At 43.5% G+C, this 23,661-nt stretch carries 25 protein-coding genes; 14 read left to right on the top strand and 11 right to left on the bottom strand.

What is annotated here, in order from left to right:
* Positions 1–27: 27 nt before the first annotated feature.
* The 4 genes from hflD to IEY18_RS14290 form a co-directional block, all read right to left on the bottom strand.
* Positions 28–642, bottom strand: coding sequence for a high frequency lysogenization protein HflD (hflD, locus tag IEY18_RS14305; RefSeq protein WP_188922008.1), 615 nt, complete (start codon positions 640–642; stop codon positions 28–30).
* 4 nt (positions 643–646) lie between these two features.
* The gene (gene mnmA / locus IEY18_RS14300; protein ID WP_188922006.1) at positions 647–1,765 is read right to left on the bottom strand and encodes a tRNA 2-thiouridine(34) synthase MnmA; all 1,119 of its coding nucleotides are present in this window, start codon (positions 1,763–1,765) and stop codon (positions 647–649) included.
* A 171-nt stretch (positions 1,766–1,936) separates the two neighbouring features.
* Positions 1,937–2,389 (bottom strand): NUDIX hydrolase, encoded by a 453-nt coding sequence (locus tag IEY18_RS14295; protein ID WP_188922005.1) that lies wholly within the window; start codon positions 2,387–2,389, stop codon positions 1,937–1,939.
* Positions 2,390–2,391: 2 nt separating this feature from the next.
* Complete coding sequence (locus tag IEY18_RS14290; protein ID WP_188922002.1) at positions 2,392–3,093, bottom strand: rRNA large subunit pseudouridine synthase E; 702 nt, start codon at positions 3,091–3,093, stop codon at positions 2,392–2,394.
* A 333-nt stretch (positions 3,094–3,426) separates the two neighbouring features.
* Here IEY18_RS14290 and IEY18_RS14285 point away from each other — a divergent pair, with 333 nt between their 5' ends.
* Positions 3,427–5,649, top strand: a complete 2,223-nt coding sequence (locus IEY18_RS14285; RefSeq protein ID WP_188922000.1) for an NADP-dependent isocitrate dehydrogenase — start codon at positions 3,427–3,429, stop codon at positions 5,647–5,649.
* A gap of 89 nt (positions 5,650–5,738) precedes the next feature.
* Here the strand turns inward: IEY18_RS14285 and cspD are convergent, their stop codons facing one another.
* Positions 5,739–5,945, bottom strand: coding sequence for a cold shock domain-containing protein CspD (gene cspD, locus IEY18_RS14280; protein ID WP_188921999.1), 207 nt, complete (start codon positions 5,943–5,945; stop codon positions 5,739–5,741).
* 198 nt (positions 5,946–6,143) lie between these two features.
* Here cspD and clpS point away from each other — a divergent pair, with 198 nt between their 5' ends.
* Both clpS and clpA read left to right on the top strand, forming a co-directional pair.
* Positions 6,144–6,452 carry an ATP-dependent Clp protease adapter ClpS gene (gene clpS / locus IEY18_RS14275; protein WP_188921997.1) on the top strand — a complete coding sequence of 103 codons (309 nt, stop codon included), beginning with the start codon at positions 6,144–6,146 and terminating at the stop codon, positions 6,450–6,452.
* Positions 6,453–6,488: 36 nt separating this feature from the next.
* Positions 6,489–8,753 carry an ATP-dependent Clp protease ATP-binding subunit ClpA gene (gene clpA / locus IEY18_RS14270; protein WP_188921995.1) on the top strand — a complete coding sequence of 755 codons (2,265 nt, stop codon included), beginning with the start codon at positions 6,489–6,491 and terminating at the stop codon, positions 8,751–8,753.
* A 68-nt stretch (positions 8,754–8,821) separates the two neighbouring features.
* On the opposite strand, the gene infA is transcribed toward clpA, so the two are convergent.
* The 3 genes from infA to aat all read right to left on the bottom strand — a co-directional run bounded on the left by infA (position 8,822) and on the right by aat (position 10,531).
* Positions 8,822–9,040, bottom strand: a complete 219-nt coding sequence (gene infA / locus IEY18_RS14265; protein WP_026959988.1) for a translation initiation factor IF-1 — start codon at positions 9,038–9,040, stop codon at positions 8,822–8,824.
* 80 nt (positions 9,041–9,120) lie between these two features.
* Complete coding sequence (locus IEY18_RS14260) at positions 9,121–9,831, bottom strand: arginyltransferase (RefSeq protein WP_188921993.1); 711 nt, start codon at positions 9,829–9,831, stop codon at positions 9,121–9,123.
* Positions 9,821–10,531, bottom strand: a complete 711-nt coding sequence (gene aat / locus IEY18_RS14255) for a leucyl/phenylalanyl-tRNA--protein transferase (RefSeq protein ID WP_188921991.1) — start codon at positions 10,529–10,531, stop codon at positions 9,821–9,823. The genes IEY18_RS14260 and aat overlap by 11 nt, the downstream gene beginning before the upstream one ends.
* 53 nt (positions 10,532–10,584) lie before the next feature.
* Here aat and IEY18_RS14250 point away from each other — a divergent pair, with 53 nt between their 5' ends.
* The gene (locus IEY18_RS14250; RefSeq protein ID WP_188921989.1) at positions 10,585–11,052 is read left to right on the top strand and encodes an outer membrane lipoprotein; all 468 of its coding nucleotides are present in this window, start codon (positions 10,585–10,587) and stop codon (positions 11,050–11,052) included.
* 76 nt (positions 11,053–11,128) lie between these two features.
* On the opposite strand, the gene IEY18_RS14245 is transcribed toward IEY18_RS14250, so the two are convergent.
* Entirely contained in the window at positions 11,129–11,482 is a 354-nt protein-coding gene (locus tag IEY18_RS14245; protein ID WP_188921987.1) for a hypothetical protein, read from the bottom strand.
* 227 nt (positions 11,483–11,709) lie between these two features.
* On the opposite strand from IEY18_RS14245, the gene IEY18_RS14240 reads away from it, so the two are divergent.
* Entirely contained in the window at positions 11,710–12,462 is a 753-nt protein-coding gene (locus IEY18_RS14240; RefSeq protein ID WP_188921985.1) for a Nif3-like dinuclear metal center hexameric protein, read from the top strand.
* Positions 12,463–12,615: 153 nt separating this feature from the next.
* On the opposite strand, the gene metG is transcribed toward IEY18_RS14240, so the two are convergent.
* Complete coding sequence (gene metG, locus IEY18_RS14235; protein WP_188921982.1) at positions 12,616–14,637, bottom strand: methionine--tRNA ligase; 2,022 nt, start codon at positions 14,635–14,637, stop codon at positions 12,616–12,618.
* Between the two features lie 159 nt (positions 14,638–14,796).
* Here metG and apbC point away from each other — a divergent pair, with 159 nt between their 5' ends.
* From apbC to IEY18_RS14190, 9 genes are all read left to right on the top strand, one after another.
* Positions 14,797–15,912, top strand: a complete 1,116-nt coding sequence (gene apbC, locus IEY18_RS14230; RefSeq protein WP_188921980.1) for an iron-sulfur cluster carrier protein ApbC — start codon at positions 14,797–14,799, stop codon at positions 15,910–15,912.
* An 11-nt stretch (positions 15,913–15,923) separates the two neighbouring features.
* Positions 15,924–16,562, top strand: a complete 639-nt coding sequence (udk, locus tag IEY18_RS14225; protein ID WP_188921978.1) for a uridine kinase — start codon at positions 15,924–15,926, stop codon at positions 16,560–16,562.
* Between the two features lie 41 nt (positions 16,563–16,603).
* Positions 16,604–17,188 (top strand): dCTP deaminase, encoded by a 585-nt coding sequence (gene dcd / locus IEY18_RS14220; protein WP_188921976.1) that lies wholly within the window; start codon positions 16,604–16,606, stop codon positions 17,186–17,188.
* Positions 17,189–18,046, top strand: a complete 858-nt coding sequence (pabC, locus tag IEY18_RS14215; RefSeq protein WP_188921974.1) for an aminodeoxychorismate lyase — start codon at positions 17,189–17,191, stop codon at positions 18,044–18,046. It abuts the gene before it with no gap.
* Positions 18,043–19,053: an endolytic transglycosylase MltG gene (gene mltG / locus IEY18_RS14210; RefSeq protein ID WP_188921972.1), complete on the top strand. Its 1,011-nt coding sequence runs from the start codon at positions 18,043–18,045 to the stop codon at positions 19,051–19,053. The genes pabC and mltG overlap by 4 nt, the downstream gene beginning before the upstream one ends.
* Positions 19,050–19,679 carry a dTMP kinase gene (tmk, locus tag IEY18_RS14205; RefSeq protein ID WP_188921970.1) on the top strand — a complete coding sequence of 210 codons (630 nt, stop codon included), beginning with the start codon at positions 19,050–19,052 and terminating at the stop codon, positions 19,677–19,679. Before mltG ends, tmk begins: the two co-directional genes overlap by 4 nt.
* Positions 19,679–20,596, top strand: a complete 918-nt coding sequence (gene holB / locus IEY18_RS14200) for a DNA polymerase III subunit delta' (RefSeq protein ID WP_188921968.1) — start codon at positions 19,679–19,681, stop codon at positions 20,594–20,596. The genes tmk and holB overlap by 1 nt, the downstream gene beginning before the upstream one ends.
* A 69-nt stretch (positions 20,597–20,665) precedes the next feature.
* Positions 20,666–20,992, top strand: a complete 327-nt coding sequence (locus IEY18_RS14195; RefSeq protein ID WP_188921966.1) for a PilZ domain-containing protein — start codon at positions 20,666–20,668, stop codon at positions 20,990–20,992.
* A gap of 63 nt (positions 20,993–21,055) precedes the next feature.
* Complete coding sequence (locus IEY18_RS14190; protein ID WP_188921964.1) at positions 21,056–21,844, top strand: TatD family hydrolase; 789 nt, start codon at positions 21,056–21,058, stop codon at positions 21,842–21,844.
* Positions 21,845–22,181: 337 nt separating this feature from the next.
* On the opposite strand, the gene rsmF is transcribed toward IEY18_RS14190, so the two are convergent.
* The gene (gene rsmF, locus IEY18_RS14185) at positions 22,182–23,597 is read right to left on the bottom strand and encodes a 16S rRNA (cytosine(1407)-C(5))-methyltransferase RsmF (RefSeq protein ID WP_188921962.1); all 1,416 of its coding nucleotides are present in this window, start codon (positions 23,595–23,597) and stop codon (positions 22,182–22,184) included.
* Positions 23,598–23,661 lie beyond the last annotated feature (64 nt).

Raw genomic sequence — 23,661 nt, 5'->3', positions numbered from 1 at the left:
GAAGCTCCTTGATGAACTTATATGTAGTTATAGGGTAAGGCTATTTTTAGCGACGTCTACGATCGCTTTTCTTGAAAAGACAAGGTGCCTACGCTTGCCTCCTAATTGTCGCCACAATACTGCACTGCGCATAGCGCAGAGCAGTAGGGCGCGAATTCTTTGTTGTACAATGGGGCGTTGTAAATGTAATGGGTTGCCTGAAATCTGTAACTTGTGCCCTAGAGGGCTTATAATATCACTATAAATGCTGGCAAAATTGGCAATGACTTGCTCATCATTGATGTCAAAGTGATGCAATTGGCGCTGAACTTGCGTAAACCGCTCTGCTAGCATTCCTAGTGCTGCATCATCTCGGGAAAGTTTGCGTTCTAGCGCTAATATCCCAACAAGATAACGCGTAACTTCAACATCTTTCTTTCGGCTATCGCCAAGTTGATTCATGATGGCTTCATAACCCAGCTTTAAATCGGGCGACTCCCCATATACATCTTTAGGGGATTCAGGGTTGGTCACGAGGATGCTATGCAAGCTTGCGGCTAAAGTGTCGAGATCTGATTCACCGTTACGTGCTTGCAATTGAACCTGCATAATTGCTTGTAGAATCCCGGCAAATGCCATCGTGCGTTCTGTTTCTTCTTGCATCCCTTTATTCGTCCTTAATTAACTGGTCAATAATGCCGCCACCCAAACAAACCTCGCCATCATAAAATACAGCCGATTGTCCCGGTGTTACTGCTGCCACCGTTTGTTCGAACGTGACTTCAACCGTTTGTTCATCAATAAAATGTACTCGACAAGGAACATCTTTTTGACGATATCGGGTTTTCACCGTAATAGTACTGCCATCTTGGGGGCCTTTTCGGTCGACCCAATGTAACTGATTCACTTTCATGCCGTGGGACATTAGCCTTGGATGGTTTGCCCCTTGAGCAACCACAAGCACATTTCTTTTTAAGTCTTTATCGACGACATACCATGGATCTTCACCACTGTTTTTTAGGCCGCCGATGCCAAGACCTTTACGCTGTCCGAGCGTGTGGTACATCAAGCCTTGATGCGTACCAACTTCTTCGCCTTCTGCGCTTTCGATTTTCCCCGGCTGTGCTGGCAAAAAGGTCGCTAAGAAGTCGGTAAACTTTCGTTCACCGATAAAGCAAATACCAGTGCTGTCTTTTTTATCATGGGTGATCAGCCCAAGCTCTTTTGCTATTTCTCTAACTTCAGACTTTTCTAAGTTGCCAATTGGAAAGAGAGAGCGTGCGACTTGGTCATGGCCTAAGGTATAGAGGAAGTAGCTTTGATCTTTATTTCCATCAATACCACGGAGCATCTGTGTATTATTCACATCATCACTGCGTCTAACATAGTGCCCCATTGCGATGTAGTCGGCATCGAGGATCTCATCCGCAAACTCAAGAAAAGCTTTAAATTTGATTTCCTTGTTGCACATGATGTCGGGATTTGGTGTTCTTCCTGCTTTATATTCAGCAAGAAAATACTCAAAAACATTGTCCCAGTACTCAGCCGCAAAATTGACAGTATGCAATTTGATTCCAAGTTTGTCGCATACGGCTTGTGCGTCTTTTAGATCATCTGCCGCTGCACAATACTCATCGGTATCATCTTCTTCCCAGTTCTTCATGAATAGGCCTTCAACTTGATAACCCTGTTGCTGTAACAGGTAAGCCGAGACAGAAGAATCCACACCGCCGGACATACCGACAATGACTTTTTTATTTGAATGAGAAGTTTCGATTGATGCCATAAACCTTTTAAACCGTTGCGCTGAAAACTATTGAAATTGTATGACCTCACGCCATAAGAGTTCATGTTGTGCTCTTATGGCATATGAACATGATCGCGCGAAGCCATTCACCGCGTTTCTGCGGCGCGATATTCTACCATGCATTCGTGATCTGAGCTATGGAAGTGTTGCTTATAAAAAGTCATGATTCAAAATTGAAAGGTCGTGTTGCTTATTTGCTAAGTAGTCGTCAATGGATTGCATGACGAGGGGACTGCGATGAGTAGATTGTTGTTGCTTGATTTCATCGTAGGTTAGCCATTGTGCACTTATAATTTGGGGATCTTGTGGTCTGATAGGGCTGAGGGCTTCAAGTTCTATGGCAAATGTAAAGCGTAAGTAGGAGGCGTTATTGTTTGCTTGGAATTGGTAGATACAGATGAGCGAGTCGGCTTGAGCGCGAATTCCAGTTTCTTCATATAGCTCTCTACTGCAAGCTTGCTCTACGCTTTCATTTGCTTCTATGTGACCTGCGGGCTGATTAAACACGATTTGTTGGTCGATGCGCTCCTCTACCAGCAAAAAGCGCCCCTTATAGTGCACGACTGCTGCGACGGTGACATTGGGGCGATATCTTTCCTGCATGTTTACCTCCCAGGTTGAATGACTTTGAATTCACCACTTGCAATATCATCTAGACTCCATTGGCCGATTTTGTAGCGAATCAAACGTAATGTCGGGTAGCCAACGTGTGCAGTCATCCTTCTGACTTGTCGGTTTTTGCCTTCACAAATCTTTATTTCTAGCCAACTTGTTGGAATGTTTTTTCGTTCGCGAACTGGTGGGGTTCGTTCCCATACGTTAGGCTCAGGGATTAACTGAACTTTTGCTGGCAGAGTTCGACCATCTTTTAGCTCAACGCCTTGTTGAAGTGACTTGATGGCTTCTTGTGTTGGTACCCCTTCAACTTGCACCCAGTAAGTTTTGAATGTTTTCTTTTGGGGCTGGGTTAACTTTGCCTGTAAAGGCCCGTCATTTGTGAGCAGCAATAAACCTTCGCTATCGCGATCAAGCCGACCTGCAGCATATACATTTTTTATAGCAATATAGTCTTTTAATGTGGCGCGTTTTTCAGCATCGGTAAACTGGCATAAAACATCGAAAGGTTTATTAAACAGAACAATAACCCGGTCTTTTGCAGCAGGTCTTAGTTTTTTTGTTTTGGCGATGTGAGCTGAAGGGTTATTCAAATTTCGCTGCGCGCCATTTTTTTCGGCGCAACTTTTGTGAGGCTTCCGGTGCCAGGCATTTGTTTTATTGGATTTTTTAGCGGGCTTGGCAGAGGTCATGGGGTTAATTCGGTAAGAAAGTGATTACAAGTTAGCCCTATTGTACTTGGGACTGGGCTTTAGTGGAATTTGAATCTTTGTCGGAATGTTCTATTATAGCGGCGAAATTTGTGACGCAGATCAATCTGCAGCTTGGTTCTATTGATATCAAAGTCGTTGATTGGTTGGGTTCGTGTGTTACATAGAGGGTGAAATATCTTTGATTTGCAATCTTTTCGCTGAAATCAGGCCACTTCTGAGGTAGAGTAGCACGGTATTTGTCAACCGTAAAAAAATAATAAAAGAATAATAAAATCAATAAAGTTTATAAATTTCAATAACGTAGGGTTAAAAATGAAAGACACACTATCAACAATCATCTATACAGAAACAGATGAAGCCCCAGCATTAGCGACGCTATCATTGTTACCAATGATTAAAACCTTTACCAAAGCTGCCGGTGTTAATGTAGAAACGCGTGATATTTCCCTATCTGGCCGTGTAATTGCCAACTTCCCCAATAAATTGACGGATGAACAAAAAATTTCTGATGCGTTAGCTGAGCTCGGACAATTAGCAACCAAGCCTGAAGCTAATATTATCAAACTTCCCAATATCAGCGCATCTATCCCGCAGTTAAAGGCTTGTATTGCTGAGCTACAGGCAAAGGGATATGACATTCCTAATTACCCCGATGAGCCAAAGAATGCTGCTGAAAGTGCCGTAAAAGCACGTTATGACAAAATTAAAGGTAGTGCTGTAAATCCAGTTTTACGTGAAGGTAACTCTGACCGTCGTGCGCCGACCTCAGTGAAAAACTACGCGAAAAAGAACCCTCATTCGATGGGTGTTTGGAGCAAGGATTCAAAGTCACATGTCGCTCATATGGTATCAGGTGACTTCTATGGTAGTGAAAAGTCTCTCACGGTTGCTAAGCCTGCGAGTGTCAATATTGTTTTGACCAAAGCTGATGGTTCAGAAAAAGTTCTGCGCGAATCATTATCTTTATTAGAAGGAGAGGTGATTGATACGGCAGTGATGAGTCAAAAAGCTTTAGTTGAGTTTTTTGAAAAAGAAACTGCCGCAGCAAAAGAGCAAGACGTTTTGTTATCGCTTCACTTAAAAGCGACCATGATGAAAGTCTCCGACCCAATTTTATTTGGTCATGCGGTGAAGGTTTACTACAAATCTGCATTTGATAAATATGGTGAGTTATTTGAAAAGCTAGGCGTCGATGTAAACAATGGTATTGGCGATGTTTATGCCAAAATTGCTACTTTGCCTGCAGAACAACGTGCCGAAATAGAAGCTGATTTAGCAGCCGTTTATGCTGAACGAGCAGAGCTGGCAATGGTTGACTCTGACAAAGGGATTACCAACCTTCATGTCCCTAGCGATATTATTATTGATGCTTCTATGCCAGCTGCTATTCGAACGTCAGGACAGATGTGGGGACCTGATGGTAAGTTGAAAGACATGAAAGCCATGATCCCTGATCGTTGCTATGCGGGTGTCTACCAAGAAACAATTAGTTTTTGTAAAACCCATGGTGCTTTCAATCCAAGCACAATGGGTAGCGTGCCAAATGTTGGTTTGATGGCGCAAAAAGCTGAAGAGTATGGAAGCCACGACAAGACCTTTGAAATTCCAGCTGATGGTGTGGTTAATGTAATTGATAATCACGGCGATATTTTGATGAGTCAAAATGTGGCTCAAGGTGATATCTTCCGCATGTGCCAAGTAAAAGATGCACCAATCCGTGACTGGGTTAAACTTGCCGTGAATCGTTCACGCTTATCTAATACGCCAGCAGTGTTTTGGCTAGACAAAAATCGCGCTCATGACGCGCAGTTAATTGCCAAAGTTGAAGCATATCTGCAAGACCATGATACCTCAGGTTTGGACCTACGTATTTTGTCGCCAGTTGAAGCTACCCGCTTTACCTTAGAGCGAGTAAAACAAGGTTTAGATACGATTTCGGTAACAGGAAACGTACTTCGCGATTACCTAACTGATTTGTTCCCGATTTTAGAATTAGGAACAAGTGCGAAGATGCTATCGATTGTACCTTTGATGAATGGCGGTGGTCTATTTGAAACCGGTGCTGGTGGTAGTGCTCCAAAGCATGTTCAACAAGTCGAGAAAGAAGGTCATTTACGTTGGGATTCTCTTGGCGAGTTCTTGGCACTAGCCGCGTCACTCGAACATTTAGCTCAAAGCAATGACAACGCTAAGGCACAAGTTTTAGCAGATTGCCTGGATATCGCAATTGGTGAATTCTTAGATGCAAATAAATCACCTTCTCGTCGAGTCGGTGAGCTTGATAACCGCGGCAGTCATTTCTTCTTAGCGCTATTTTGGGCAGAGGCCTTGGCAGCACAAGACAAAGATGCAGCGCTAAAAGCTGATTTTGAAGATTTAGCAAAAGGTCTTCGTGAAAATGAAGCCGCTATTGTTAAAGAATTGAATGATGCGCAAGGTGATGCGATTGATTTAGGTGGTTATTACCGTTTAGATGCCGCTAAATCTGCACCGGCAATGCGTCCGAGTGCACTGTTGAATTCATTTTTTGCATAATTAGCGCAGCTTTATCGAGCGAATAAAAAAGGCAGAAGTTTAAACTTCTGCCTTTTTTAATACTCCCACCGATGAACTGTTTCGAAGAACTACTTCGTCGGCGATATGGCTGAGGCGTGCATCCCCTTAGGGCCTGCTTCTACTTCAAAATGAACTGGTTGGCCTGCTTTTAGAGTTCTATAGCCTTCCATTTCAATGGTAGAATAATGTGCAAAAACGTCCTCGCCACCTTCATCAGGACAAATAAACCCGAATCCTTTGGCGTTATTGAACCATTTAACAGTTCCGTTTGCCATACTTCCTCTTCCTTCTATTGTCTACTTACCAGTAAGATAGTAAAACTGAATGTGATGTACGAGAGTTATTTAACACTCGCTAATAAACAGAATGAAAGTATAAAAAGCTGATGTCAAGTAAAAAGTTAACAATTAATCAACATCAAGGGTTACTTTTTCCGTCAGTACAAACACCGCAATATAGGCTAATATTTAGTTATGGGTAAAACAGGAAACATTGAAAGCGTTGAAGAACGCTTAGAATCAGAAGTTGTACCACCTCCCATGTATAAGGTGATACTTAATAATGACGACTACACACCAATGGACTTTGTGGTCGTTGTTTTACAAAAATTTTTTAGGATGAATGAGCAACAGGCAACAGATGTGATGCTTGCAATCCACGAAAAGGGTAAAGCAGTGTGTGGGATATTCCCCCATGGCATTGCTGAAACTAAAGTGGCGCAAGTTAATCAGTTTGCAAGAGAAAACCAACATCCGCTATTGTGTTCCATAGAGAAAGCGTGAACTTGGTTGAATTAGCTGTAAATTTCGGGGGCGCTTATGCTAAACAAAGATCTTGAAATCACCTTAAATTTAGCTTTTCAAAGAGCTAGAGATTCCCGTCATGAATATATGACCGTAGAACATTTGTTACTGGCACTCATTGATAACCCGTCTGCACAAGAAGCACTTAATGCGTGTGGTGCAAATTTGGATAAGCTTCGAGAAGAAGTTACGAGTTTTATTAATCAAACGACGCCACTTATTTCTGAACCTGATGATGAGCGAGAAACGCAGCCGACATTAGGCTTTCAACGTGTTTTGCAACGAGCCGTATTCCATGTTCAGTCTTCAGGACGTAATGAAGTGAACGGCGCCAATGTATTAGTGGCTATTTTTAGTGAGCAAGAATCACAAGCGGTTTATCTTTTGCGTAGCTGTGATATTAGCCGTTTGGATGTGGTTAATTTCATTAGTCACGGCGTTTCAAAAGATGAAGATTTTTCCGACTCATCTGATACAGAGCGGTTAGAAGATAAAAGTGAATCTGAAGAAGAGCGTAGTATGCTCGCCAAGTTCACAAGCAATTTAAACGAACAGGCTGCCCAAGGTTTTATTGACCCCTTAATTGGTCGAGAGCATGAAGTTGAGCGTGCAATTCAAACCTTATGCCGCCGTAGAAAGAACAACCCATTGCTCGTCGGTGAGGCTGGTGTAGGTAAAACTGCCATTGCGGAAGGCTTAGCTTATCGCATCGTGAATGGGCAGGTACCTGATGTGATGAAGTCGGCTTGTGTGTACTCTTTGGATCTTGGCGCTCTGCTCGCGGGAACCAAGTATCGTGGCGATTTTGAAAAGCGTTTTAAGGGGTTGTTGAAAGAATTGACCGCTAATGAAAATGCGATTTTATTTATTGATGAAATCCACACCATCATTGGCGCAGGGGCTGCATCGGGTGGCGTTATGGACGCTTCGAATTTGTTAAAGCCATTATTATCCAATGGTACGCTGCGATGCATGGGGTCAACGACATTCCAAGAGTATCAAAGCATTTTTGAGAAAGATCGTGCGCTTGCTCGTCGATTCCAAAAAGTCGATATCAATGAACCGTCTGTGGCTGAAACCACTAAGATCCTACAAGGCTTAAAATCCAAGTATGAAGAACATCATGGTGTGCGTTATACGCTTGCAGCATTAAGTAGTGCAGCCAGACTTTCGGATAAACACATTAATGACCGACACCTGCCAGATAAGGCGATAGACGTCATTGATGAAGCGGGTGCTCGTATGACGATGTTGCCACAAAGTCGCCGCAAGAAGACGATTGGCCAAGGGGAAATCGAGGCGATTATCGCCAAGCTCGCACGCATTCCAGAAAAGTCCGTTTCTGCTTCCGACAAAGAGACGCTTAAAAATCTTGAGCGTAATCTTAAAATGGTGGTCTTTGGGCAAGATCAAGCTATCGAAAGTCTCAGTTCGGCCATTCGCCTATCGCGAAGTGGTTTAGGCGCTGAAACCAAACCTGTAGGGAGTTTCTTGTTTGCTGGGCCAACTGGGGTGGGTAAAACTGAGGTCACGAGCCAGCTCGCGAAGTGTATGGGTATTAAGCTTATGCGCTTTGATATGTCCGAATATATGGAGAGCCATACGGTTTCCCGATTGATTGGTGCACCGCCAGGTTACGTAGGATATGACCAAGGCGGGTTACTGACGGATGCCGTCATTAAAAACCCTCACTGTGTGGTGTTGCTTGATGAAATTGAAAAAGCGCACCCGGATATATACAACCTGCTGCTACAAGTCATGGACCACGGTACATTAACCGACAATAATGGCCGAAAAGCAGATTTCAGAAATGTCACACTTGTGATGACAACCAATGCCGGCGTGCAAGAAACCATTCGTAAATCGATTGGTTTTAGACAGCAGGATCATAGCTTAGATGCTATGAGTGAGATTAATAAAGTGTTTTCTCCGGAATTCAGAAACCGCTTAGACTCTATCATTTGGTTTAATCATCTTGATATGACAGTGATTGCGAAGGTGGTGGATAAGTTCCTAGTCGAGCTACAAGCGCAGCTAGACGAAAAACGAGTCACTTTGGATGTATCAGATGAAGCGTTAACCTTATTGGCGGAGAAGGGCTATGACAAGTCAATGGGCGCTCGTCCAATGGCGCGAGTGGTAACCGACTTGATTAAACGCCCGTTGGCTGACGAAATTCTATTTGGCGAACTTGAACGTGGTGGTGTTGCAAAAATCGATGTCAAAGATGGTGAGATTAGTATTACTCCTGAAATCGTGGATAAAGTAGCTTCATCATAAGTATGCGGTAAATATTGAACGCATAAAAAAACCGGCAATAGCCGGTTTTTTTTATCTGAAGCTAATCGTTAACGTGCGCGGAAGACGATACGGCCTTTACTTAGGTCATAAGGAGTCAACTGAACAGTGACTTTGTCTCCAGTAAGAATTCGAATGTAATTTTTGCGCATTTTTCCTGAAATGTGTGCTGTTACAACATGACCATTTTCAAGTTCTACGCGGAACATTGTGTTTGGCAAGGTTTCAAGGATAGTGCCTTGCATTTCAATGTTATCTTCTTTCGCCATTAATTAGTTATCCCGTTAGCCTTCAAATATAAAAAACGGGCGTATCATGCCCCAAAAACGTCTGACTGTAAAGCAAATGACTAGGGATTCTCGTAATATTGCCAACCAGTCGCAGATAATATCTCGTAGGGGCGATATAGGCGCTTATAATTCATCTTGCGATTGTCATCTATCTGATAACCCAAATAAAGGTATTGTTTTCCCATTTGCTTGGCAACCTCGATTTGAATCAAAATCATTAATGCACCTAGCGAACGTTTTGCAAGTTTTGGTGAGAAATAGCTATAAATAGCAGAAAAGCAATTGCTTGAGTGATCAGTTACCGCGACTCCAATTAACTCTTGTTCATGATAGAGCTCAATAAATAACGGCTGCAGCCAACGACAAAGCAAGAAGTTTTGATATTGTTCTGGGGTTGGCGGATACATTGGGCCATCCATATGTCGCTCAGCAATATACTGTGCATATAGCTGATAGTGCTTTTCATTGTATTGTTCAGTAACTTGCCAATGAATATCCAGATTGTTTTTTAGCGTCCGTTTTTGCCGTTTAGAAGGGCTAAAATCAGCAATTGGGATTCGAATGGGCAAGCAGGCTTGGCATCCTGCACAGCGAGGTTTGTACATAGCGTCGCCACTTCTTCGAAAGCCAAGGGCGAGCAATCTTTCAAATAAACTAATATCGAGTTGTTCTTCTTGAATGACGAGTAGCTGTTCTTGTTTTTCAGGCTTATAGACGCATGTTGAGGCTTTGCTAATGCCAATAGCAATCGTGTGTGGGTCAGAGTTCAATCAGTACCTCTCCGGCTTGCCAACTGGTTGAGCAGGCTTCTTTGTCGCGAAACCTTTGTAGCAATTTGATAAAGTCTTTTCGTTTTATTGCCTTTGCCCCAAGGCTATCAAGGTGGGGGTTCATGATTTGTGCATCAATCAACTTAAAACCATTTCGGAGTAAATGTTGATGGAGCATGATCATTGCAGCTTTTGATGCATTGGTTTTCGTATGAAACATCGATTCACCACAAAATACCTGCCCAATGGCTAAGCCATATAGTCCCCCGATGAGCTGCCCTTGTTGCCAAACTTCGATAGAATGAGCATTGCCATTTTTGTGTAAAGTTTTATAGGCATCTTGAATATCGTCGGTTATCCATGTGCCATCCTGATTATTGCGTGGACCGGCACAACCCGTCACGACGGCTTCAAAAGCTGTGTTTATTGTATAATGCCACGGCTGTTTCTTTAAATATTTACGTGTACTACGGCTAACACGAATACTGCCTGGAACAAATACAGCTCGGGGATCGGGTGACCACCATAGAATTGGATCATCGGCATTAAACCAAGGGAAAATCCCATTGTAATAAGCCGCCATGAGACGCGCAGGTTGTAGGTCACCACCAATCGCTAATAGCCCATTGGGATCTGAAAGCGCAAATTCGGGTGCGGGAAATCGTTCTACGTCATGATTTAAAAAAGACAGTGAGTTCACAATTGGGTATTATTTGGTCTAAGGACTCTCTTTAATTTAGCGGAAAATTCCTGATGTTGAAACCTAGTACGCGTTACTTATTACTGATTTTTGCCCTTTGTTTTAGCTCTGCAACTTTGGCTTACGAGCGTAATAAAGCCATTCCAGTTGAGAAAGTGACCTATGGCACTGTTAATTCTGTTCGAAATATTACAGAAAAACAATTAATTGAAGACCAGAACAATGGGTGGCGTACATTCGGGGGCGCACTAGCTGGTGGCGCAATCGGACATCAATTTGGCGGTGGTTCGGGTCAGGACATTGCGACCGTCATCGGAGCATTGATTGGCGCAAATATGGCGAGTCGACAGCGCGGAGAGCGTTATCAAACGTTGGAATTGGTCGAGTTAATGATTAATCTTGAAGACCAATCGCAAGTGATGATTTTACAAGATTTAGATACACGGATGATATTTAACCCCGGTGATGAGGTGAGGGTTGTTTACTTAAAGAATGGTGTTCGAGTTGATAAAGCCATGTAAATGATATCGGGTGTGAAGTTGAAAGTGTAGACAAGAAAAAAGGAGCCCTATAGCTCCTTTTTCCGTCGTGTTCGTTTTAGAATCCACGCGGTAAGGTTGACTTACCAGATTGTGCAGCGAGTTTATTGCGCCATAGTTGCTTTGGCGTCATGCCAACGTTTGACGTTGGTGCTTTATCTGCAGTTTTCTTTGCAGGTGATTTTTTTGCTGGCGCCTTTTTTGCGACAGGTTTCGTTTCAGCTTTGGCTTCAACTTGAGGTGCTGCTCCGAACTCTTCTAACATAGTTTCGAGTTCACTGAAGCGAATAGACTTACCGCCATCGATTTTGTACCAGCTACCTTTCTGCTCGATTGTTACTGCCTTATTTTCTTTTTTGGATAAGGCGTCTTGCAGGGTGCTGATTACTTCTTCTTTGGTCAGTTTTGACATAGTTTTAACCTGTTTAATTTATTGTTTGTGTTTCGAATCCGCGCAATTTTAAAGGTGAAACCATGTATCTGTCCACTTTTGCTCCAAATCTGGTTTGTTTCAGTGACCTCAACCAATAGTTGCAGTAATTATGCTTGTCGGCTCACACCCTTGTTGCTGATTAATTCTGCTGCTTCATTGCGCTGCATGGGATAAACTTATCCAATCTATTCAAAAAGGGGTGACTCGTGAAACGTCATACTTTGTCTCAATATTTAGCTGACTTTTTACAAACGGCTAAGTTTAAGGATTACGCACCAAATGGACTGCAAGTCGAAGGCCGTGCTGAAATTAAAACTATCGTTACCGGTGTAACAGCTTGCCAAGCTTTGATAGATGAGGCCGTCAAATTAAATGCTGATGCAATTCTCGTTCATCATGGTTTCTTTTGGAAGAATGAGCCGGAAGTCATCACGGGCATGAAGCAGCGGCGTATTAAATCCTTGCTTGAAAGTGACATCAACTTGTTTGGGTATCATCTGCCACTAGATGCTCATCCGATGATAGGCAACAATGCAGAGTTGGGCCGGCGTCTTGGGATGATTAATGCTGAACCCGTAGAAGCATTTGGAGATGGATTGCTGTGGCAAGGGAAGCTCGATTTACCGATGAAAGGTGAGGATTTTGCGAAGCATATCGAAAGTCATTTAAATCGCGCGCCACAACATATTTCTGCGGTGTCACACTCGATTCAGTCTGTTGCTTGGTGTACTGGAGGGGCGCAAGACTACATCGATATGGCGGCGCAACTTGGTGTTGATGCGTTTATAAGCGGTGAAATTTCTGAGCGTACTTTTCATTGCGCAGTAGAGCAGGGAGTGGACTATTTTGCTGCAGGGCATCACGCAACTGAGTTGTATGGTATTCAAGCCTTAGGTCATCACCTTGCCCAAGAGTTTGGTCTTACCCACCATTTTGTTGACATCGTCAATCCAGTGTGATGTAACGGTTTAGCCCTATTTATTCCGTTATAAAGAAAGCAGCTTCTTGACGAAAATTGTTGAGCTGATGGTTCAGTTTTATATAAAAACAAAACAACAAAAAAGCCGCGAAGAGCGGCTTTTTGATGTGTGCTTATCGTGTTCGAATAAGTTTTACTTAACGCGCATTCCCGGCTGAGCACCATCGTGTGGCTCAAGGATCCACAGATCTTTCTTACCCGGGCCTGCCGCAAGCACCATCCCTTCCGACATACCAAAACGCATTTTTCTTGGGGCAAGGTTTGCGACCATCACGGTCAGCTTGCCTTCAAGATCTTCCGGAGCATAGGCTGACTTGATCCCTGCAAACACTTGTTTTGTTTCGCCGCCCAAATCTAGCTGCAGCTTAAGTAGCTTGTTAGCATCTGGTACGTGTTCAGCCTTTGCAATACGTGCAATTCTTAAATCTAATTTGGCAAAGTCGTCGAAGCTTATTTCTTCAGAGATTGGATCTTTTTCAAGCTCAGTTTCTGGTGCTTTCTGAACTTCTAGGTTTTCTTTAGACGCTTCTGTAATCGCTTCAATCTTCTTCATATCAACCCGCTGCATCAGCGCTTTGAATTTGGCAATTTCATGGTTCGCTAACGAAGCACCAAGATTGTCCCAAGTGAGCGGGAATTGTAGGAAAGCTTCTACATCTTCAGCGAGTTTAGGAAGTACCGGCTTAAGGTACGTTACTAGGATTCTGAATAGGTTGAGTGCATTACTACAAACTTGATGCGCTTCACTTTGCTTATCGTCTTGTTTGACGAGTTGCCAAGGGGCAGCGTCTGCAACAAAAGCATTTGCATTATCAGCAAGAGCCATTATCTCCCGCATAGCTTTACCATATTCTCGGCTCTCATAATATTCAGCAATAAGGTCTTGCTTCGCGAGGAACTCGTTGGTGAGTGTCATATCTTCGATATCTGCTAACTTACCGTCAAAGCGCTTACTAATAAAACCAGCAGTTCGTGAGGCTAGGTTTACCAGCTTGCCCACTAAATCAGAGTTAACGCGTTGTGCGAAATCTTCAAGATTTAGATCTAAATCGTCAATTCTGCTACTTAACTTCGCCGCATAATAATAACGCAAATATTCAGGCTGAAGGTGCTCAAGGTAAGTACGGGCTTTAATAAATGTGCCTTTCGACTTTGACATTTTCGCGCCATTTACGGTGACATAACCATGGGCATAAACACTATTCGGTTTACGGTAGCCTGCACCTTCAAGCATGGCTGGCCAGAACAAACTATGGAAGTACACGATATCTTTACCGATAAAGTGATACACCTCAGCAGTTGAATCTTTATTCCAAAACTCGTCAAAGTTTAAGTCGTCGCGCTTGTCACATAGGTTTTTAAACGAACCCATATAGCCAATCGGAGCATCTAGCCACACATAAAAGAATTTGCCTGGTGCATCTGGAATTTCAAAACCAAAGTAAGGTGCATCGCGAGTAATGTCCCATTGCTGTAGACCTTGCTCAAACCATTCTCCAAGTTTATTTGCCATCTCTTGTTGCAAAGAGCCTGAGCGTGTCCATTCTTGCAACATGTTTTCAAATGCAGGCAAATCAAAGAAGAAGTGCTCCGTATCTTTCATGATAGGGGTTGCACCAGAAACGGCGGATTTCGGATTAATCAAATCTGTCGGGCTATAAGTTGCGCCACAAGAATCACAGTTGTCGCCGTATTGGTCTTCCGATTTACATTTTGGACATGTGCCTTTTACAAAGCGATCGGGTAAGAACATTGACTTCTCAGGGTCAAATAACTGAGAAATTGTTTTGGTTTTAATGTATCCACCATCTCGGAGTTTTAGGTAGATATCACTGGCCAACTCACGGTTTTCTTCACTATGGGTGCTGTGATAGTTGTCAAACTCAATATGGAAGTCTGCAAAATCTTGCTGATGTTCCGTTTGAACTTGGGCGATCATCTCTTCGGGCTTCACCCCAAGCTGCTGCGCTTTCAACATGATTGGTGTGCCATGCGCATCATCTGCACAAATATAGTAGCACTCGTGGCCACGTAGTTTTTGGTAACGAGACCAAATATCGGTTTGAATATACTCGAGCATATGACCTAAATGGATCGGGCCATTTGCGTAAGGAAGTGCACTAGTCACCAAAATTTTACGTTGTGAATTTGCCATCTTTTCTCAAATCATGTTGGGCCTAAATTAATTGGGATAGATACTAACCGATCCATAAACGACTTTCATCTAAACCTGTGCTAAGTGTGCTAAAACTACGCTAAAGTTTCTGCCATTATCTGGTACACTTAGCCAAATTCTTCCAATGGGGTAATCATTTTGTCAGCGAGTCAACAAGATTATCGTCTCAGTGACGATCTTTTAGCGCCGGTTTTGGCGATTCTAGATGCTTATCAAGATCCATATTTACAAAAAGGTTTAGTGAGCGCTGGTTGCGTCTCTAAGCTTGATATCGAAGGCAAGCAATTAAAGCTAGGTTTGGTTTACCCGTATCCTTGTCAAACCCAGTATCGTGATACCGTAATGGCGGTGACGAAGAAGCTTGCCGTGCTCGATGCTATTGATGAGGTTGAATGTGAAATTGACTTCCAACCCGCAAATTTCTCCGTTGTTCCCGGTGCTCAAGCGATCCCAAATGTGAAGCAAGTGATTGCAGTCGCATCTGGAAAAGGTGGTGTAGGTAAATCAACGACTTCAGTGAATCTCGCGCTCGCGCTCGCAGCAGAAGGCGCTAAAGTAGGCATTTTAGATGCAGATATCTATGGTCCATCCATCCCGCTGATGCTTGGAGTCTCCAAGTTTGTGCCAGAGTCGCCTGATGGCAAGCACATGACCGCAGCCACCAACCATGGTATTACCGCTCAATCTATAGGTTTCATGCTAATTGATGATGAAGCTGCCGTATGGCGTGGCCCTATGGCAGCCGGCGCTTTGACTCAGTTGATTAACGAAACACTATGGCCTGAATTGGATTATCTTGTGATTGATATGCCACCAGGAACAGGTGACATTCAGCTTACTTTATCGCAAAAAGTGCCTGTAAGTGGAGCCGTGATTGTCACAACACCTCAAGATATTGCTCTTGCCGATGCTCAAAAAGGCATCAGCATGTTTAATAAGGTAAAGATTCCAGTGCTTGGTGTTGTTGAGAATATGAGTTATCACGAGTGTCAATCATGTGGCCACAAAGAGCATCCATTTGGTTCCGACGGAGGTGCGAAAATAGCGGAACGTTATCAGGTGCCGCTGCTCGGTGCTTTGCCGCTGAAGCTCTCAATTCGTGAAGGCGCTGATAATGGTGCACCAAGCGTTGTTTCTCAACCAGAAAGTAATGAGGCTGCGACTTATCGAGAGATAGCGCGCAAAGTTGGCGCTCAACTCGCATTGAGTGAAGTGCAATCGGGTGTATCAATTAGCGTATCAGAAGACGAGTAGGGCGTAGCAAGATGAATTCTCAACAGTGTGTGATTATTGGGATTGCAGGGGCTTCGGCCTCTGGCAAAAGCCTCATTGCCAAGACCATTTATGAAGAGCTGTGCCGTGATCTTGGCACCGATCAAATTGGTGTGATTGCAGAGGACGCTTATTATCACGATCAAAGCCATCTCTCGATGGAAGATCGGGTTAAAACCAATTACGATCACCCCAAAGCTCTAGACCATGAACTGTTGTGTAAACACCTTGCACAATTGAAATCTGGAAAAGCAGCACAAATTCCTTGCTATAGCTATACCGAGCATACTCGTACAAGCGAAGTGATTGATATGCAGCCGAAAAAGGTGATTATCCTTGAAGGGATTTTGTTACTCACCGATCCGGCGCTTCGTGATGTGATGGATGCGAGTGTTTTTATGGATACCCCTTTAGACATCTGTTTTTTGCGTCGCTTGACTCGTGATGTCGAAGAGCGCGGCCGAACCATGGAATCTGTCATCGCACAGTACAAAAAAACGGTTCGCCCTATGTTTTTGCAATTCATTGAACCATCAAAACAATATGCCGATATTATTGTTCCTCGTGGGGGTAAAAACCGAATTGCGACCGATATTTTAAAAACTAGAATTCAACACCTATTGGCGAGATAGAATCCATTTTCGTTTGGAGTATATAGGGAGATAGAGATCGCATGCGTCTTACGGATATCGAAATTGAGCAATGCTTGGATGAGGGTTCAATTATTATTGAACCTCGGCCTAGCAATGATGCCATCAGTGGCGTAAGTATTGATGTACGCCTTGGGAATCAGTTTCGTGTATTTCAGGATCATACTGCGCCCTTTATTGATCTGAGTGGTCCAAGTGTTGAAGTTCAGGAAGCACTAGACCGGGTGATGAGTGATAAAATAGAAATCGCGGAAGGCGAGGCATTTTTTCTTCATCCTGGAGAGTTGGCTTTGGCTGTCACCTACGAAACAGTCACCTTACCGGCGGATATTGTTGGTTGGTTAGACGGTCGCTCTTCGTTAGCTCGTCTTGGTTTAATGGTGCATGTGACCGCCCACCGCATTGATCCAGGCTGGCAAGGTAAGATTGTATTGGAGTTTTTTAATAGTGGAAAACTGCCGCTGGCATTGCGGCCAAACATGACGATAGGCGCACTAAATTTTGAGCGCTTGAGTTCTGCGGTGGCTCGTCCATACAATCAACGTGAAAACGCAAAATATAAAGATCAACAAGAGGCTGTTGCAAGCCGGATCAGCCAGGACGAATAAATGGACGCTCTTTGGATAAATGGCATCGCGACCGATATCGGTGCTCCGTGTATTCAAGCGAATGACCGAGGACTAAGTTATGGCGACGGTTTATTTGCGACCATGCGTGTTTCTTATGGCAAAATATTGTTTCTTGGAAGTCATCTAAGTCGATTGCAGCAAAGTGCTCACCGGCTCGGTTTTGGTTGGCAAATTTCGCAACAAAGCCAAAGTGCAATGTTAGAAGCTGCGCAACAATATCCTAATTCATGCCTCAAACTCATGGTGAGCCGTGGTGCTGGTGGACGTGGGTACACGCCTCCAGAACAGCCTGACTTGAATGAAATCATTTCGGTGCAGTCAATCCCTACGCATTACCGTAACTGGCAACGCAGCGGGATTGCACTTGCTACATCTTCGATTCAATTAGGGCAACAACCCCGATTAGCCGGAATAAAGCATTTAAATCGTTTGGAGCAAGTTCTGATCAAACGTCGACCACTTCCTCAATGGGCTGACGATTCTCTAGCATTAGATGCAAAAGGTGATGTGATTGAAACATCAATGGCAAATATATTTTTCATTGATGGTCAAAGTGTCATTACCCCCGTACTGAGCCATAGTGGTGTCTCTGGAGTCATGCGCCAGCAAATCATTGAAGCATTAATTGAGCTTGGCTTTGATATTAAAATGACACGGATAGATTATCTTGGGGATCGCGAAAACGATACGGAAAGTGTAGGGTTACCTCAATTTCAGCACGCATTTATCACTAATAGTTTATTGGGGTGCGTGGATGTGACTCGTATTGATGCACAGTATTTTCAAGCTCATCCAGTGACAGAAATCCTTCGTCGTAAACTTAATATTCAACTATGAAACTACTATCAAAACCAGTTGCTTACTTTTTGTTGTGCTTATGTTTAATTGGCACCTGCATCGGTGGGTATATTTATCAAAGTGTTTTAGCTTACCCCCAAACACCATTAAAAATAACCCAAACAACTGAAGTGGAACTGACTCGAGGGACCTCGTTTAATCAGTTTTTTAAGTCGCTCGAGCAGCAAGGCATGATATCAGAGTTATGGAAACTTAAAATACTGCTCAAATTGCGCCCTGATTTGGCGAACATCCGCTCCGGTTACTATGAAATCACTCCCAATGAAACACTTTCCGACTTACTAAATAAGTTGAATCGCGGTGAAGAGAAAACATTCTCTATTACTTTGGTGGAAGGCTTGACGGTTAAAGAGTGGTTACAACAGCTTAAGCAAGCGCCGCGGTTAACTTTAAATGGTAATCCGTTTGAAAAGGTGTTGTTGAAACAACAAGATAACTCTTCATTACCGGAAGGGAAGTTTTTCCCGAATACCTTTCAATATCGAGCGAATGAAAGTGCCGAAACGATTTTGACTCAAAGTTACCAAAGCATGAAATCGCAATTGGCTGAAATTTGGCGGAACCGAGCGCCTAATTTGCCGCTCAAATCGGACTATGAATTGCTGATTTTGGCATCGATTATTGAAAAAGAAACCGGCCAAGCCCATGAGCGGCCATTGATTGCTTCTGTATTTATTAATCGGTTGAGAAAAAGAATGCGCCTACAAACCGATCCAACCGTTATTTATGGTATTGGGGATAAGTTTAACGGCAATATTACGCGTAAAGATTTGAGAACGCCTACCGCGTTCAACACCTATGCCATCAAAGGGCTTCCGCCAACGCCGATTGCGGCTCCAAGTCGTGCATCGCTGTTAGCTGCTGCACACCCAGCAAAAAGTGAAGCCCTCTATTTTGTTTCACGCAATGATGGCAGTCATATCTTTTCAAATACACTAAAACAGCATAATCGTGCTGTGAATCAATATCAGAGAAATAGAAAATGAGCCAACAGGGCAAGTTTATTGTGATAGAAGGTCTAGAGGGCGCCGGAAAGTCTAGCGCCATCTCGTTGGTTCGTGATTTTATTCATGCAAAAACCGGCGCAGAGCCTGTTTGTACCCGGGAGCCCGGTGGAACTCCTCTGGCTGAAAAAATGAGAGATTTGGTTAAGATTGCAGATAACACCGATCCTCTTTGTGATAAATCTGAATGCTTGTTGATCTATGCTGCTCGTGCGCAGCTTGTTGCGAACGTTATTCAGCCCGCTTTAGCGCAAGGGCATTGGGTGCTGGGAGATAGACATAACTTGAGCTCCATCGCTTATCAAGGTGGTGGCCGCGGTTTAATGCCATTGGTTCAATCGATTAGTGATGTAATTTTGGGAGACTTTAAGCCAGACTTAACTGTGTATTTAGATATTAACCCCAAAGTAGGTTTGGAAAGAGCGGCACTTCGAGGGGAACTTGATAGAATCGAACAACAAAAACTCTCATTTTTTGAGCGTGCCCGCACTGCTTATTTGGACGTTGCAGCAAAAGATGACTCGATTATTGTGATTGATGCTGAACAGCCTATAGAGCAGGTGCATAAAGATATTTTAACCAGCTTAGCGGCACAGGGTTGGGCATAATGCCGCTATTGCCATGGCTTGAGCCTTCTTTCGCGCATTTCATGGGGATTGTACATCGTCAAAAGATCGCTCATGCACAATTGGTGGGCGGAAGTATAGGTTATGGTGCAGATACGCTCTGCATGGCCATGGCACAAGCTGTGTTGTGTGAAAAAGCTTCAAACCATGGTGCATGCGGCTTTTGCAAGAGCTGTCAGTTGTTTGAAGCAAGAACGCATCCTGATTTTTATGCGCTTGAAGCTGACGGCAATCAAATCAAAGTCGACCAAGTTCGCCAGCTGTGCCAGCGACTACAGAATACTGCTCAACAAGGTGGCTATCGTGTTGCTCTGATCCGTCAGTGTGAAAAGCTAAATCATGCTGCCGCAAATGCGTTGTTGAAAACATTAGAAGAACCAGGTGTTAATTCTTTATTGATTTTACAATCCGACACTCCGAGTCGATTAATGGCGACGATTACGAGCCGCTGTCAACGCACTTTAGTGGCAACGCCAGATAAAAAAGCATTAAGGACTTGGCTAGAGCAGCAACTTGGACCGTGCCAAGATAAACTCTGGTGTTTACCGGTTGTTGGTGGCCCCATACCTTTAGTTGAATATTGTGAAAACGGCCACTATGAGCAGTTGTTGAAATACCGGAATAATTGGGTAAACAGCCTAACGACTGGACAGCTACAGCTTGGGTTTACCCAATTGAAGGATGAGCATCTTGTTGATGCACTTAAGGTTTTATATTTTGTTCTTCGTCAACAATTACTACAGCCTAAACTGGATAATCCATTTATGCGTCAAGCGGTTGTTGCGCTCGCAGACCAAGTGATGCATCAAGTCCACCAATTAAATCGTATGCCAAATGTAAATAATTTAGCCATTTGTCAGCGTTTTGTTCTAGAATATCAACAAGTAACTAAATTGTAGTATTTGCTTATCAATCAAAATGATAAACAGATGCTCACCAGTAGCAAATAGAGTGAGTTAAATTAATCCATGGTAGATGTTGTTTTAAACTTCGACACTTTGCACCAGCTTTATCGCGCTTATATGCCGTTTATAAAGCCTGCAGGCTTGTTTATTACAACGAGCGAAGCCCACTATTTAGGGCAGGAACTAACGATATCCTATCGCTTGCCGAGTACTGGAAATACCCATGAGTTTCGGGGGAGCGTGGTTTGGATTAACCCGATGGGTGCTTCCGGCGGTCGACCTGCCGGTATTGGAGTTAAGATTTTAACTGAGCCCGAAACCCATAAACATCATATCGAAAACCACCTCTCTAGAGAGTTGGCGTCAGGTGATCTAACGTGCACCATGTAAGCTTGACCCACTGGTTTTAGCTCGCTATTCTTGCCCACCTTATTTTTGTAACCGAGAACGCCCGTGCTAATTGATTCACACTGTCACCTCGACCGTATTAAAGCGGCGCCTGATGAGGCATCGTTGAAACTCCTCCTAGAGCAAGCTAAAAATCGCGGTGTCGATTACATTTTGTGTGTCAATGTGTGCCAAAGTGGCTTTGAAGCAATGAAGGCCAAAGTCGCGCCATTTAAGCAAGTATTTCTCTCATCAGGCGTACATCCTCTTGATGTTCAAGATGGTTTAGATATTGAGCAAATTTCGGCGTTTTCAACGGATGAACAGGTTGTCGCTATTGGTGAAACTGGCCTCGACTATTATTACGCAAACGAAACTAAGTCGCTGCAACAGCAGTGTTTTGAGCAACAAATAGATTTAGCGGTGCAAGTTAATAAACCTCTTATTATTCATACGCGAGATGCGCGGCAAGATACCATTCACATGCTTAAATCCGGTCATGCTGATAAAGTTGGTGGCGTGTTACATTGCTTTACTGAAGATTGGGACATGGCCAAAGCAGCACTCGACTTAGGCCTCTATATTTCTGTCTCTGGTATTGTGACCTTTAAAAACGCCGGAGCTTTGAGGAGTGTAATCCGCAAGGTACCAAAAGACAGACTTCTGGTCGAAACGGATGCGCCTTATTTAGCTCCTGTGCCACACCGTGGCGAGGAGAATCAGCCTGCTTTTGTTCGTGATGTTGCCGAATTTGTTGCTGAGTTGCGAGGAGAAAAGTATGAAGACGTCGCCAAGTATACCAGCGATAATTTCTTTGATTTATTCCACGGTGCAGCAAAGTTAGTCGGTCGGTAACCTATTGTATTCACTTTAGCAGTGTTTATTTTGAAGTATTTTTTATTCTGGCTTGAAGAATTTTGCACAAAAAAAGGCCCAAAACTATTCCGGTTGTTTCGGGCCTAGGGGAAGGGCTCATTCTGAGCCGTGCGCTATCTTTGAGAGCGCTTTAGCATCTGCTCTAAAACTTAGTCTAGTCAAAATATAGTCGCTAATTTAACAAAATGCCAAGCCAGCCTTCAATTAGTTTCAATTGTATTAGGAAGGCGTTGAATTTGTGTTGAGTCGGTCAAAGCCACTGTAGGAATAAGATTTCTTGCAGCGGCAAATTTTTCATTTCACAGCAGCTTTATAGTCAGCTCGAACAAACATTGTCTTTGACAAGTTCGCGGGGGAGATTGTTTTTGATGCGGTGCCCGAGGTGTTTGCCTAGCCCAAGTGCGGCACCTTGGTAACAAACAATGATTTCTCCTTTCGCTTTGCTTGAGCCGTCCAATGCGATATCCCGTCCTTTTAAATACTCAACACTTTGTGCTTCGTTTAATTCAAACCCTCGACCGCTGACTAATGGCAGAGTTGTGACTGCTTCATGTTTCGTTTTAAAGCCATGTTTGGCAATCTCTGCGAGCTTGAGGCCAATGCGCTGATAACGCATTTTCCCGATAAGCGGTAGGATTGATTTCGGAAATAGCCAGTACTCATTGTCGCGAACTTGGACGCTTTGGTCACTTGGTAGTTCAAGACCGAGCTGTTTGGAAAAGTGTTCTGAGATTGCTACAACCGCTTTATTGTTTGCAGGGGTAAATGGAAACTTTTTTTGTGGCTTGGGCTCAGTTAGATGGCGGGTTACCGAAGCTGTTTTTCTAAGTTTGGCGACAAAAAATCCTTCACTATCATATATCTGTGGCCAGACATGCAAAAATCCTTCTTGAGTACAAGCTTTCTCCGCGCCAGGGAAAAGCGTATTGAGCGGAACATATTCTACTGCATCACCGTAGCGTTCTTTTAGGTGTCGACACACATTTTGGTTTTCGAGTTGGTTGAGCGTACAAGTAGAGTAAACAAGTGTTCCACCCGGTTTTAAAGCAAGAAAAGCCGACTCGATAAGTTGTTTTTGCGTGTTCGCAATGTCTTCAATTTCTTGAATATCCCAATGTTTCAGTGAATCAGGATCTTTACGCACAGTGCCTTCACCACTACAAGGCGCATCCAGTAGGACGGTGTCAAAGGTTTGGTATTGATATTCGCCAAACACACAACCATCAAAATGAGTAATTGCACAATTTGAGACGCCCATACGAGAAATGTTCGCATGCAGCACTTTGACACGGCTTGAAGAATACTCATTGGCAATAATCAGCCCCTGGTTTTGCATCATTGCTGCCATTTGCGTGGTTTTAGAACCTGGTGCAGACGCAACGTCCAATACGAGTTCTGAGTTATAGAGTTCAGTTTGCATGGCAAAAGGGGGGAGCATTGAGCTTGCTTCTTGAATATAAAACAGTCCGGCTAAGTGTTCGACGCAATTTCCGAGCTGCACCTCTTTCTCCAGTGTAATCCAGTACCCATGATCACACCAAGGTATCGGCTCAAAATGCCAACCTTTGGGTTGCATCATTTTGAGAAAGGCGTCATCAGATATTTTTAACGAATTGATTCGAATAGAAGGCCTTAGCGGTTGCTTGCAATAGTGGACAAAGTCTTCAAGGTTAAGGTGAGAAGGGAGTTCTTTGGCAATACTGTTAATAAATTCTTGATTTAGTTGAACCATATATCATGCAAACTGTTTCATTCGGTGGCATTAGTATACCATATTGAGGTCACCGCTATGGAAC

It is taken from the genome of Shewanella gelidii (assembly GCF_014647855.1).
GTDB classification, from domain to species: Bacteria; Pseudomonadota; Gammaproteobacteria; order Enterobacterales; family Shewanellaceae; genus Shewanella; species Shewanella gelidii.
The sequence above is the reverse complement of the archived record's forward strand: the minus strand, read 5'-3'. Positions and strand labels throughout refer to the sequence as shown.